12 protein-coding genes are annotated in these 12,739 nt (G+C 69.8%); 4 read left to right on the top strand and 8 right to left on the bottom strand.

The window, feature by feature from the left end; translation table 11 throughout:
- The 3 genes from GFK26_RS12870 to GFK26_RS12880 form a co-directional block, all read right to left on the bottom strand.
- Positions 1–642, bottom strand: a complete 642-nt coding sequence (locus GFK26_RS12870; protein WP_153282299.1) for an NrsF family protein — start codon at positions 640–642, stop codon at positions 1–3.
- A 113-nt stretch (positions 643–755) separates the two neighbouring features.
- Positions 756–1,976 carry a PrsW family intramembrane metalloprotease gene (locus tag GFK26_RS12875; RefSeq protein ID WP_228121999.1) on the bottom strand — a complete coding sequence of 407 codons (1,221 nt, stop codon included), beginning with the start codon at positions 1,974–1,976 and terminating at the stop codon, positions 756–758.
- The gene (locus tag GFK26_RS12880) at positions 1,973–2,533 is read right to left on the bottom strand and encodes a hypothetical protein (RefSeq protein ID WP_153282300.1); all 561 of its coding nucleotides are present in this window, start codon (positions 2,531–2,533) and stop codon (positions 1,973–1,975) included. Before GFK26_RS12880 ends, GFK26_RS12875 begins: the two co-directional genes overlap by 4 nt.
- Before the next feature lie 131 nt (positions 2,534–2,664).
- On the opposite strand from GFK26_RS12880, the gene GFK26_RS12885 reads away from it, so the two are divergent.
- From GFK26_RS12885 to GFK26_RS12895, 3 genes are all read left to right on the top strand, one after another.
- Complete coding sequence (locus GFK26_RS12885) at positions 2,665–3,819, top strand: aromatic ring-hydroxylating oxygenase subunit alpha (protein ID WP_153282301.1); 1,155 nt, start codon at positions 2,665–2,667, stop codon at positions 3,817–3,819.
- Between the two features lie 130 nt (positions 3,820–3,949).
- Positions 3,950–4,555, top strand: coding sequence for a TetR/AcrR family transcriptional regulator (locus GFK26_RS12890; protein WP_192193417.1), 606 nt, complete (start codon positions 3,950–3,952; stop codon positions 4,553–4,555).
- A gap of 46 nt (positions 4,556–4,601) precedes the next feature.
- Positions 4,602–5,579: an NAD(P)H-dependent flavin oxidoreductase gene (locus GFK26_RS12895; RefSeq protein WP_153282303.1), complete on the top strand. Its 978-nt coding sequence runs from the start codon at positions 4,602–4,604 to the stop codon at positions 5,577–5,579.
- A 4-nt stretch (positions 5,580–5,583) separates the two neighbouring features.
- Here the strand turns inward: GFK26_RS12895 and GFK26_RS12900 are convergent, their stop codons facing one another.
- From GFK26_RS12900 to GFK26_RS12915, 4 genes are read right to left on the bottom strand one after another with little or no spacing between them, the layout of a single operon-like run.
- A complete protein-coding gene (locus GFK26_RS12900) occupies positions 5,584–6,105 on the bottom strand; it encodes a spore coat U domain-containing protein (protein WP_153282304.1) in 522 nt (173 codons plus the stop codon).
- The gene (locus tag GFK26_RS12905; RefSeq protein WP_194274077.1) at positions 6,075–8,420 is read right to left on the bottom strand and encodes a fimbria/pilus outer membrane usher protein; all 2,346 of its coding nucleotides are present in this window, start codon (positions 8,418–8,420) and stop codon (positions 6,075–6,077) included. The genes GFK26_RS12900 and GFK26_RS12905 overlap by 31 nt, the downstream gene beginning before the upstream one ends.
- Positions 8,398–9,171 carry a molecular chaperone gene (locus tag GFK26_RS12910; RefSeq protein ID WP_153282306.1) on the bottom strand — a complete coding sequence of 258 codons (774 nt, stop codon included), beginning with the start codon at positions 9,169–9,171 and terminating at the stop codon, positions 8,398–8,400. The genes GFK26_RS12905 and GFK26_RS12910 overlap by 23 nt, the downstream gene beginning before the upstream one ends.
- Positions 9,172–9,176: 5 nt before the next feature.
- On the bottom strand, positions 9,177–9,698 hold the full coding sequence (locus GFK26_RS12915; RefSeq protein WP_153282307.1) for a spore coat U domain-containing protein: 522 nt from the start codon (positions 9,696–9,698) through the stop codon (positions 9,177–9,179).
- Between the two features lie 338 nt (positions 9,699–10,036).
- Between GFK26_RS12915 and GFK26_RS12920 the strand changes: the two genes are divergently transcribed.
- On the top strand, positions 10,037–10,783 hold the full coding sequence (locus GFK26_RS12920) for an EAL domain-containing protein (RefSeq protein WP_228122000.1): 747 nt from the start codon (positions 10,037–10,039) through the stop codon (positions 10,781–10,783).
- 19 nt (positions 10,784–10,802) lie between these two features.
- On the opposite strand, the gene GFK26_RS12925 is transcribed toward GFK26_RS12920, so the two are convergent.
- Positions 10,803–12,701, bottom strand: a complete 1,899-nt coding sequence (locus tag GFK26_RS12925) for a GspE/PulE family protein (RefSeq protein ID WP_153282308.1) — start codon at positions 12,699–12,701, stop codon at positions 10,803–10,805.
- Between the last annotated feature and the right edge of the window lie 38 nt (positions 12,702–12,739).

Below are 12,739 nucleotides of genomic sequence, written 5' to 3' on the forward strand. Positions count from 1 at the left end.
TCACCAGCGCAGCAGCCGGGCCCCGAGCCACGCGCTCGCGGCGATGGTCGCGCCCACGCCGGCCACGTACCAGACGGCAAGAAAAGGCAGCGCCAGTTCCGGGCAGTGCAGGGCATACACCGCCGCGCCCGCGCCGCCGGCCATCGCGCCGACCGCGGCCCCGGCCAGCGCCGGACGCGTGGGCGCCAAGGTGCGCAGCGCCATCAGGCCCGCGGCCACCAGCGGCGCCGACACCAGCAGGATGTTGAAGACGCAGCTTTTCCACGTCTCGCCCAGCAGCAGCGGCATGCGCTCTTGCGGCGCGGCCTGAAGCCAGACGGCGATCGCCGCCAGCCAGAGCGCGGCCAGCGGCAGCGCGAGGCCCAGCGTCGGGGCGCCGGCACGCACGCCCGGGCGGGCCAGCCTGTGGGTGATGAAGAAGCCGGACCCGCCCAGCGCGACGAGGAAGACGAGCTTGATCCAGAACGCAGGCCGGAACACGGCCAGCGCCAGGTCGGTTCGCAGGCCGTAGCCGAAGACGACGATCGCCAGCGACACCAGCAGCCCCGCGCCCAGGGCCAGGCCCAGGTGGCGCGTGGCGGCGCGCGGTCGCACCGGCGCGACGTTCGCGGCCAGCAGCGCAACGAGTTCATCGGTCTTCACGTGCGGTTCCGTTGATTCTTCTTGGGGGGCGTTTCGGGGCGGTGTGCCGTGGCAGGCGCGCCCCGTCTGCGGATTGTCTTATGTCTGGCGACGGGCCGCAGGAGGCCGCTGCGTCAACCCTGCGGCCGCGCCAGCAGGTCGAGCTCGGCCCGCAGGCGGCGCACCGCCACCTCATGGCGCCGCGTCTGCGGCCCGCGCCCATGCGTGCCGGCCTTCAGGATGAGCCGCAGCTGCTCGCGCTGCAGCTGCGCCTTCAGGCGGCGGGCGCGCGGGCCGAATTCCTTGCCCATGTCGCGGCGCACGCGGTAGCGCAGCAGCGGCGCGCCCAGGCGCACCCATTCGTCGTCGCGGATCAGCTCGCGCTCCGGCACGAAGTACGCGGCCAGCGCGTGCAGGTAGGTGCCGTTCTCGCGCGCGGCGGCGCGCCACACGAAGGCGGCGGCGATCACCACCGGAATGCCCTTGACGATGAGCAGCAGCGCGATGCCGACAAAGCCATCGTCGAAGCGGTCTTCGAGCAGCGGCGAGTTCCAGATGAAGTGCATGGCCCACGCCAGCACGAAGTAGAAGAGCGCGCAGCCGATGCGCGCGGCCATCGAACGCAGCGGGTTCAGCAGGAACCACGCGACGCCGAACGAGGCGATCGTCGTGTAGGCCGCATGGCTCCACAGCCCGCTCAGGAGCCCGCGCATGAGCAGGTGGTAGAGCACCGGGTACACCTGGTTCTCGAGCGGGAAGTTCACGGCGCTGTTGACCGTGTAGCTCAGGTTCTCGATCACCTGGAAACCCAGCCCGGCCATCGCGCCGACGATCAGCACCGACAGGTAGGTTTCGAACTGGTTGCGCGCAATCAGCACCAGCAGGATCACACCGGCGAGCTTCAGGAACTCTTCGGTGATCGGCCCCGCGATGGCCGGCCCCCAGACCGCCACGAACTCCGGCGACACCAGCTTGGCGCACAGGCTCTGGATGGCGATGTTGGCCGGCGCCGCGAAGTACACCGCGCCCAGCCCGCCCCATGCAAAGGCCAGCACGTAGGCCTCGGGCGGGTGCTGCTCCAGCAGATCGAGCGTGCGAAAAAACAGCACGAACGCTGCCGTGTAGCCGCCCCACACCAGGAGCCCGAGCAGCGCGGTGACGGGCACCACGCGAAAGCCCAGCGAGAACATCGAGACCGTGTAGAACAGGCCATTGAGGATCAGCGCCGCGAGCAGCCAGAACGCGGCGCGCTGCGGCTGGAAGAACGAGTCGGTGCCGATGGGCCAGTCGGCGTCTTCCTGCGTGGCGATGGTGTCGGTGGTGTCGGTGGTGGCTTCGGTGGTGGTGGTGCTCACAGCGGTGCCTCCAGGTCCATCGAGTCGAGCATCCTGCGGGCGTCGGCGAGCGCTTCGTTGAAGCCGTCGGCGGGGCCGTACACGTCGATCTGCACCAGCGAGCGGCGCTGCGTGTCGACCACCTGCCAGAAGCGGCCGGCGAGCTTGGCGCCGTAGTAGGCGAAGGTCTTGCCCTGCAGGCCCCAGCCGGTGACGAAGTCGGACACGTCGCCTTCGACCGTCAGGCCCTGGCCGCGCTCCATGAGCCGCTGCTGCCGCACCATCGGGCCGTCGGGCCCGCCCATCCACAGGCGCGTGGTCACGAGGAACTTGTGGCCGCCCTTGAAGAGCATGAGCGACTGGCCCGCCTTCGAGCGCGACACGTCCATCTGCCAGCCCGGTGCGGGCTCGAAGCGCGCGTGGCCGACCGACACGGTCTCGCCCGCGGGCAGCGGCCGGCTGCCGGGCGTGTGGTTGTTCCAGAAGGTGAGGCCGCCGACATACGCGGCAATGGCCAGGAGGATCGCGAGCGCGCCCGGCCAGGTGCGGTACGGGATGCGGCGGGACGGTTGAAGCATCCGTGGATCGTGCCATACGGTGGTGGCACGGCCGGCTTCGGCGGCGATTGACGTACCGACTGGTCAGTCGGTAGACTGGTTCGATCGCGCGGCTCACCGGGCCGCATCGCATCGCACAGAAAGCCCTCCCGATGAGCGAGAACTTCGCAGCCGAACTCCATCGCCGCGCCACCACGGCCCTGCAGGCCGGGCGCGCCGACGCGCAAGGGGAGGGCGAGCGCGTGCCGGTCGGCCAGTACACCGACGAGGCCATTGCGCGCGACGAGCGGCGATTGATGCAGCGGCATCCGCAGCCGGTGGCTTCCAGCGCATCGCTCGCGTCGCCGGGCGCGTGGCTGTCGCTCACGCACACCGGCGTGCCGCTGCTGCTGGTGCGCCAGGAGGGCGGGCAGGTGCAGGCCTTCCTGAACGTGTGCCGCCACCGCGGCGCGCGCGTGGTGCCCGAGGGCAGCGGCAGCGAGGCGCGTGCCTTTGTCTGCCCGTACCACGCATGGACCTACAAGCCCGACGGCACCTTGCGCGGCGTGCCCGAATCGTTCGGCTTTCCGTGCCTGAAGCAGGAGGCGTCGGGCCTGCGCCGGCTCGCCACAGTCGAGCGCGCGGGCGTGGTCTGGGTCGTGTGCGATCCATCACTGGCGGACAGCGACGCCGGCGCGCACCTGGGTGCGCTCATGGACAACCTCGAATCGCTGGCCGGGCTGCGCACGCCCGTGGCCTACGCGCCGCGCACTTACGAGGTCGAGGCCAACTGGAAGCTGCTGGTCGACGGTTCCTTCGAGGCGTACCACTTCAAGGTAGCGCACCGCGAGACCATCGCCCACATGTTCATGCACAACCTCCAGGTGATCGATGAGTTCGACCTCAACCGGCGCCTGTACCTGCTCAAGGCGAAGTTCCAGGAACACCGCCCCGATGCCGCCGGTTTCGATCCGCGCCGCTATGGCAACCTGACCTACTTCTTCTTTCCCAACACGACCATCCTCGTGCAGCCCGACCACGCGCAGCTCAGCATGCTGGAGCCGCTGGGCGCCACGCGCACGCGGGTGCACGAGCTCACGTTGATTCCTGAAACGCCGGCGTCGGAGAAGGCGACGGCGCACTGGGACGCCAACGTCGCGCTGTACCGGCGCACGCTCGCCGAAGACTACGCGCTGGCCGAATCGATCCAGGCCGGGCTCGCATCGGGCGCGAACGACGCGCTGAGCTTCGGCACCTTCGAGTACGCCGCGCCACGCTTCCATGCGCAACTGGCGCAGCAGGTGGCGGCCATGCCCGCCGCACGCTGACGCGGGGCGGTGTCGCGCGTGCAACAACCAGACCACAAGACACAAGAAAGAATGGCGCGCATCGCGTCTGATCGCCGGTCGCGTTGTCGCGGCATGCGCTCTTCAGCGTGACGCTCTCCAGCACCGACCGATGGCCACCCTTGCCCTTTCCCGCAAAGAAATAATCCTCGCGCGCGCGGAGCAGCACTTTGCCGACCACGGCTTCCAGGGCGCGTCGCTGTCGGCCATCGCGCGCGACTGCGAGGTCGGCAACCCGGGGCTGCTGCATCACTTTCCGAGCAAGGAAGTGCTGTACCGCGCCGTGCTCGAGAAGCAGGCCGAGGACCTGACGGCGCGCATCTGCAAGCGCGTCGAAGCGGCCCCCGACCTGCCCGCGCGGCTGCAGGCGTTTGTCGCGCTGCAGGTCGAATGGATGCACGCGCGGCCCACGGGCTTCAAGCTCGTCACGCGCGAACTGCTCGACAACGCCGAGCGCATCCAGCATGCGCAGACGCGTCCGCTCGAAGGCTTCCTGCAGGCCAGCCTGGCGCTGGTGGCCGCGGCGCAGAAGGCCGGCCTCGTGCGCGACGATCTGTCGGCCGTGGTGGTGCTCACGCTCATCTTCGGCACGCTGAACTACGCAAAGATGGCGCGGCCCACGTTCGCGAAGACCTTCGCCGAGCCCGCGCTGAAGAGCGACGCGGCCTGGATGAAGGCGATGGCGCGCGATGTGTTGCGCGTCATCTCGCCGCCCTGATTTTTCTTTCCCTGTTTCCCAGCAACCCCGACCAAAGGACGTTCCCTTGAAAACCCGCATCACCGAACTCTTCGGCATCCGCCACCCGATCATCCAGGGCGGCATGCACTACGTCGGCTTTGCCGAGCTGGCAGCGGCCGTCTCCAACGCCGGTGGCCTGGGCATCATCACGGGCCTCACGCAGAAGACGCCCGAGTTGCTGGCCCGCGAGATCGCGCGTTGCCACGAGATGACCGACAAGCCCTTCGGCGTGAACCTCACCTTCCTGCCGACCTTCGCCTCGCCGCCGTACCCCGAGTACATCGCGGCCATCGTCGAAGGCGGCATCAAGGCCGTGGAAACCGCGGGCCGCAGCCCCGAGGCCTACATGCCTGCGCTGAAGGCCGCGGGCATCAAGGTGATCCACAAGTGCACGTCGGTGCGCCACGCGCTCAAGGCCGAGCGCATCGGTTGCGACGCGGTGAGCGTCGACGGCTTCGAGTGCGGCGGCCACCCCGGCGAAGACGACGTGCCCAACATGATCCTGCTGCCGCGCGCGGCCGAAGAACTGAAGATCCCGTTCGTCGCCTCGGGCGGCATGGCCGACGGCCGCAGCCTCGTGGCCGCGCTCGCGCTGGGCGCCGAAGGCATGAACATGGGCACGCGCTTCATCGCAACCAAGGAAGCGCCGGTGCACGCCAACGTGAAGCAGGCCATCGTCAACGCCTCGGAGCTCGACACGCGCCTGATCATGCGGTCGCTGCGCAACACCGAGCGCGTGATCAACAACGCGGGCGTGGAGCGCCTCATCGAAATCGAACGCATCAAGGGCGACGCGCTGAAGATCGAAGACATCATGGACCAGGTCGCCGGCATCTACCCGAAGGTGATGACCGAGGGCCACATGGACGCCGGCGCCTGGAGCTGCGGCATGGTGGCCGGCCTGATCCACGACGTGCCCAGCTGCGCCGAGCTCATCGACCGCATCATGGCGCAGGCGGATGAACTCATCGCCAAGCGCCTGGCGGGCATGCTGCGCGGTTGAGCTTTCAGTAGGTCACTGTCACGGTGATCGTGCTGTTGTAGGCGCCCGGCGCCACGTACTGAGCGGCCGGAATGCGGCCGTAGACGGTGTGGGGGCGCAGCGTGGTGACGCCACCGAGGGTCGCCAGCGCGCTGTAGCTGTCGCTGATGCTGTTGAGGCCCCAGACGGTGCTGCGCGCGTTGGTGGTGTAGAGGTTGTAGCCCAGCGGTGTGGCACCGACCGGGCCCACCATCTGCCGGCTGGTGATGTTGCCGGCCGAGCCCGCGTCCAGGCTGATCGTGAACGACAGCGTCACCAGGATGCCCAGGCCCGTGACCGTGCCGGCGACGGTCACGGTCGAGGTGTTGTCCTTGGGCGTCGCGACGGCCGGGTCGTAGTTGCCGAAGGCCAGCGCTGTCGCACTGACGGTGGCGCTGCAGCTGAACACGCCCACGCCCGAGCACGCGGCCAGCGACGCGCCCGGGGCCAGCAGGCCCGCCAGCGCCAGTGCAACGGTCAGCGCGGGGACGACGACACGGGTTCGCATCGGTAAGGTCCCATTGAAGGCAGGGCGCCGGCAGCGCGGTCGGGCGCACCGAGCGTGAAGCGGCAATGCCCGCTCTTCCACCGCGCCTCGAAGCGCTCGTGCGGTTGCGGATCGTCCACCGACACCAGCCCGTTGAAGCCCGACAGCAACGACGTGCCGCGCGCCGGCCGCATCACATCGATGCCCGGCGGCAGCGGGTTGCCGTCGGGCAGCAGCACCGTCACGTTCGCCACCACGTCGCGTGCGATGTCGAAGCTCGCCTGCGCCACGCCCTTGTGGCGCGGCACCACGCGCAGTGCGTCGCTGCGCACCTGTGCCTGGATCGGCAGGTCGGCGTTGTCGATGCTGATGTGGTTGGGCTCGTAGGCGCGCAGGCCCGAGACGACGGCGCGGCCTTCGCTGTCGGTGGTGGTCCAGGGCTGGTTCTCGCGGTAGACCTGCACGTTCGCGGCGCCGGGCACGGTCACGAGCGCAAAAGCGTCGTCCGATTGGCGCGTGGCAAAGGCCAACCCGCCCGCGAAGCCGACGGCACCGCTGGCGCGCACGCGTGCCGCGGTCTGGCCCTGGGCGCGCGCGGCCTCGGCCGTCAGCATGCCGTAGCGACCGCGCCAATCGACACTGGCTTCGCTGCGCGCGTTCTCGCCGTCGGCCGCGCGCAGCCGGTAGCCCCAGCCCGTGTCCCCGGGCGGCTGCTGCACCCACTCGGCCACGGACGAATGGCCGCCCGGCTTCTGCTGCTGGACCGAGAGCGTGGCGTGCTGGCGCTCGCCGGGCGTGAAGGTGAGGCTCACGCTCACCGAGGTGACGGAAGGCTTGCCGTCCTGGCGCGTGTGGGCCACCGAGGTGCCGAGCCATGCATTGCCGCCGATGCCGATCGACCAGCTGGCCGTGGTCACGCCGATGTGCTCGCCGGTGTTGTAGCGCAGCCGCGTGTGGCTCGCGCCCAGCGTGCCGTAGCGGCCCAGCGAGCGGCCCGCGAACAGCTGGGTCTGTGCGTTGGTGTGCACCGGGCTGTTCTGCCAGGCGATCTGCGTGAAGCCGCGGCTCGCCACCTGCCGGCTGGCCGAGAAATTCCACTCGTCGCTGGTGCGCGCGTAGGCGGCGCGCCAGAGGCTGCCGCTGCCGCCGTCGCGGTTGCGGCTCGCGGCGCCGTGCATGGACAACTCGCCCAGCGTGCCCCAGACCCAGGTCACGCCGCCGCCCGCGGTCTGGCTGCGCGCGCTGGCTTCGCCGCGCGCCTCGACGGTCACGCTGTCGTTCACACCATGGCGCCATGTACCGGCGACGAACGGCGGGCCGTAGTCGAAGCTGCGCTCGCCGTAGCGCAGGCGCGTCCAGCCGGCTTCGAGCGAGTAGTCGGAGAGCCCCGCGCGCAGCAGGTTCGAACTCACGTAATAGGGCGTGGTCACCATGCGCTGCACGCCGAGCGCGTCGGTGACGGCGAAGCGCATCTCGCCCGCGCCTGTGAGCACGGGCACGTCGCTGATCGCGAACGGGCCGGCGTCGACGCGGCGCTGGTAGCGCAGCGTGTCGTTCACGTACACCTCCACCGCCGACGGCACGGCCGCGCCGCCGCGCAGGGTCGGCATCGGGTAGCTGATGTAGCCGGGCTGCAAGCCGAAGCGGGTGCCGAACTGCACGCCGCCGAAGCGAAAGGGCGTGGACCACGCAGCCGCCTGGGTGACCGCGTCGCCCACGGTGAGGCGCGTGAGCCGGGCCGGGTCGTCGCGGCGGAAGTAGCTGTCCAGCCGCTTGGTGCCGCGCCCGCCGAACGCCGACTGCCCTGCGACGAAGCTCGTGCCCGCCAGCCCCCATTCGCCCGAGGCCGCCGCATCGAAGTAACCCGAGGCACGCGTGCCTTCGCGGTCGTGCTGCAAGGCCAGGTCGTAGTTGAGGAAGGCGCCGAAGGCCGAGGGCGACAGCGGCGGGCGGTCGCCCGCATGCGCGTGCACCGTGCCCAGCGTGAACGCCTCGGCGGGCACGCTCAGGTCCACGCTTTGCGCGCCTTCGTCGAGCTGCAGCTGCGCGCCCGGCAGCGTGCGCAGGTCGTAGTAGTCGGTGCCCTCGCGGCGCAGCGCCGCGGTGGGAGGCCGCACCAGGCGCCAGGCTGCGAAGTCGGCCTCGGCCGCCAGCAGCTGGGTGCCGCGCCGCAGCAGCGGGCGCGGCGCCGGCTGGCTCAGTCCGTTGATGCGCACGTCGAGGATCGCCGGCTGCACCTCGCCCGCCGCGTCGATGGAGGCGGTCTGCGCGCAGGCCACGCGCAGGCCCAGCCAGCCGCAACAGGCCCACAGGTTAGCGTGGCGTGGCAGGCGCACGGGGCACGCGCACGGTAGCGCCGGACGAGGCCTCGGGTGCATCGGTGGCGGCCTCGATCTGCAGGCGGGTGTCGGGCGGCAGGGCGGGCAACTCGATGTCGATGCCGGCCGACTGCCCGGCCAGCGCGTACTGCGACAGGCTCTTGCGCAGCAGCTCGGTGCCGTCCTCGCGGCGCACCACGAGCTGCGTGACCTGGATGTGCTCGCTGCCCTGGTTGTCGAACATCAGCTTGTAGCGTCCGCCGCGGTCGGCCTGCAGCGACCATTGCAGTGCGCGGCGCGGCTGCAGCGGCGGCACGAACACGGGCACGCCGATGCGCACCAGCGTCTGCACCTTCGCGCCCTCGCCGTCCGCCGGCAAGGCCTGGTCGCGCGGCAGCTGGCGCAGGAAGATGCGGTAGCTGCGCTCTGCGGCCTCGGCCGGCACCTGCAATCCGAGGCGCACGATCTGCCGCCCGCCCGGCGGCAGCCGGAAGATGCTCGGGTTGACCAGCACGTCGCGCGTGGGTTCATAGACATCGCGCCCGTCCTGCTGCGACCACGCCACCACCTCGGCCTGCACCGCGACTTCGGTGTCTTCGGCGTTGCCCATCGTGAGCGAGGCGACCGGGCGCTGCGGTGTGAGCACGATGCGCAGCGGCGCCACGCTGAGGCTGGTGGCGGCAGCGGGAAGGGGCGCCATCAGCAGGCCGGCCCACAGGGCGAGCCCCAGCAGGAATGCGCGGCGCATGCCGGTCAGGCGTGCAGTCAATCCGGTCAGTAGGTCAGCGAGACCGTGATCGTGTCCGTGTAGTCGGTGGCCGGCGCCGCGGCGTACTGCCCTGTGGGAATCTGGCCGTAGATCGTCTGCGTCTGGGGCAATCCGCTGCCGGTGTAGCCGGTGCCGGCGATGCTGTCGTCCCAGTTGGTCAGGTGGCCGCTGTCCTTGAACAGGCCATAGCCCAGCGTGTTGTTGCCGGCGGCCGACGAGCCGCTGGTCATCAGGCGGTTCGCCACCGTCCCGCCGCCCGCGCTCAGGCCGATCGAGTAGGGCGTGCCGAAGGTGCAGGTGACGTTGAGGCTGGTGGTGCCGTTCAGCGAGGCGGCCGACGGGTCGTAGCTGCCGAACGCCAGCGTGGCCGGCGTCGTCATGAGGCAGGCCTTGAGCACGGTGGCCGTGACCTGGAAGGTCGTGGTCGTGGTGACCGCCAGCGCGGACGGTGCCAGTGTCAGCAAGGCGCCGACGGGCAGCACGGTACGGGCCAGGGTGCGAAGGAGGGAGCGAGGCAGGTGGCGCATCGGACGGGACCTTTCATCGGTGGACTGGAAACCCAGGAACGACAACGAAAATCCACCCACCGGTTTCGGTAGCGGGCGGTACCTTTCTACCCAATCTCTCCCCGGCGGGACAGGGGACATGCACCACCGTCCCAAGGCGGCTACAGATTTTTCTGATACCGGGAAAACCCATGAGTCATTTCGGTCTACAACCCGCTCGGGGTGCAGGCGCATGCCGGCATGCGACGCGTCTGTTGTCTGCCGATGGTTGCACCTGCTGTGTATAGAACCGTTTACATTTACGCCCTGGGCGGCGCCACCCGACGCCATTGCAATCTTGCCTGCGAGGTCCACCAACCGTGATCACCGAAATTCATGCGGATGCCGCGCCTGCGGGCCTCGCCTCGGGGTTCACCATGGCGTTCCAGCCCATCGTCGACCTGGGCCGGCACGAGATCTATGCCCATGAGGCGCTGGTGCGCGGCCTGTCGGGCGAAGGCGCCGCCGAGGTGCTGGGGCGCGTCGATCCGGTCGACCGCTTCGCCTTCCACGAAGCCTGCCGCGTCAAGGCCATCGAGATCGCCTCGGGCCTGGGCATGAAATCCCGCCTCAGCCTCAACGTCATGCCCAACGACGTCGCGGGACAGGCCGAGTGCTTCCGCACCGCCATGGCCGCGGCCAGGCGCTGCAGGTTTCCGGTGCGCCAGCTGATGTTCGAGGTCACCGAAGGCGAGCGCGTGCGCGACCTGCACGGCCTGGCCGACACCTTCCGGGTCTTCAAGCGCCACGGATTCACCTCGGCCATCGACGACTTCGGCGCGGCCTACGCAGGCTTCGAACTGCTGGCCGCGTTCCAGCCCGACGTGGTGAAGCTCGACATGAGCCTGATCCGCGGCATCCATGCGGACCCGGTGCGGCTGACCATCGTGCGGGGCTTTGTCGCCACCTGCGACGAGCTGCAGATCCGCGTGATCGCCGAAGGCGTGGAGGCGGCCGAAGAGGTGCGCGCGCTGCGCGAGCTCGGCGTGGAGCTGTTCCAGGGCTACCTGTTCGCGCGGCCGGCCATCGCCACGCTGCCGGCGGTGGCGTGGGACGCCGCCGCCTGAGCTGAGCCTGCTCCCCGCGTCAGACATTGCTGGTCGCGCGCACTTCCTCGAGCGTGGTCCGGCCCGCCAGCACTTTCTCGATGCCGTCCTGACGCAGCGTGCGCATGCCTTCGCGCATGGCGGCGTCCTGCAGTTCCTCGGCGCGCGCGCCGCCCTGCACCAACCGGCGCAGCCCCTTCGACATCACCATGAGTTCGTGGATGCCCACGCGGCCCTTGAAGCCGGTGTCGTTGCAGTGCTTGCAGCCGGTGCTGCTGTAGGTCTGCAACTGGCCGTCGCGCCCGTGGCGCTGCAGCCACTCGGCGCGCACCGCGTCGCGCGCGGCCGGCGTGTCCTGCGCGCCGAAGGCATGCATGTAGTCGGCCAGCAGTTCTTCGACGGCCTCGGGGCTCGCGGGGCGGCTTTGCACGCACTGCGGGCACAGGCAACGCACCAGCCGCTGTGCCAGCACGGCCAGCAGCGAGTCGGCGAAGTTGAACGGGTCCATGCCCATGTCGAGCAGGCGCGTCACGGTTTCGGGGGCGCTGTTGGTGTGCAGCGTCGACAGCACGAGGTGGCCGGTGAGCGAGGCCTCGATGGCGGTCTTGGCGGTTTCGGCGTCGCGGATCTCGCCGACCATGATCACGTCGGGGTCGGCGCGCACGAAGGCGCGCAACGCCTTGGCAAAGGTCCAGTCGATGCGCGGGTTGACCTGCACCTGGCGCAGGCCCGGCTGCGTGATCTCGATGGGGTCTTCGGCCGTCCAGATCTTGCGCTCTGGCGTGTTGATGCGCATGAGCGCCGAGTGCAAGGTGGTGGTCTTGCCCGAGCCGGTGGGGCCCACGCACAGCACCATGCCGTAGGGCCGGTCGACCGCCTGCGACAGCTGCGCCAGGTTGCGCTCCGACAAGCCCAGCGCATCGAGCGCGATGGGCTTGGCCGAGGCCAGGATGCGCATCACCACGTCTTCCAGGCCGTTGTTCGTGGGAATGGTGGCCACGCGCAGCTCGATGCGGTGCTGCGGCGAGTACTTCGAGAAGTTGATCTTGCCGTCCTGCGGCTTGCGCTTTTCGCTGATGTCCAGGTCGCACATGATCTTCACGCGCGCGACCACGGCGTTGCGGTAGCTGGGCGGCAGCTCCAGGTAGGTGTAGAGCCGGCCGTCGCGGCGAAAGCGGATGCGCGTTTTTTCCTGGCCCGGGTCGCTCTCGATGTGGATGTCGGAGGCGCCCTCGCGGTGCGCTTCGAGGATCATGCTGTTGATCATGCGCACCAGCGAGTTGTCCGACTGCTCCACGGGCGGCTCGCCGGCGGCGGGCGCGGCGGCCGATTCTTCCTTCTCGAGCGTCTTCAGCAGCGTGCTGGTGCCCGTCATGTCGAACTCGAGCGGTCGCATCGGGTCGTTCATGTCGATCACCGGGCGGTCGGCCGCCACCTGGCCGACCTTCTCGTAGGCCTTGTGCAGCACGCCGTCCAGGTCCAGGCACTGGCCCAGCACGGGGATCACCTTCATCTGCGCGATGAACTCCACCTCGTCGATCACCGCGTGCCGGTTGGTCGGATCGTCGAGCGCCAGCACCAGGCGCCCGCCGTGCAGCATGAGCGGCATGACCTGCAGGCGCCGCGCGGCTTCGTGGCTCACCTTGCGCAGCGCATCGGTCGCGGCCGGAAACACATGCAGGTTCACGAGCGGGTAGCCCATCTTGCGCACCAGCGCGGTCTGCAGCTGGCCGCGGCTCACGACGCCCATGCGCACCAGCGTCTCGCCCAGCGGCACGGTGGGCTCGCGCTGCTGCTGCTTGAGCGCGGCGTCCAGCTGCGTCTGCGTGACCATGCCCAGCGACATCAGCGCCTGGCCGATGCGCGCGATCGGCATGCGGCTTTGCAGTTCGAGCTCCTGCACGAGCTGTTCGGGCATGACGACTTCGGTGGCGGCCATGGATGGATCTCCTGGTGGGTGTGGGGGCGGCGAGGTCT

Source organism: Variovorax paradoxus, assembly GCF_009498455.1.
GTDB classification, from domain to species: Bacteria; Pseudomonadota; Gammaproteobacteria; order Burkholderiales; family Burkholderiaceae_C; genus Variovorax; species Variovorax paradoxus_H.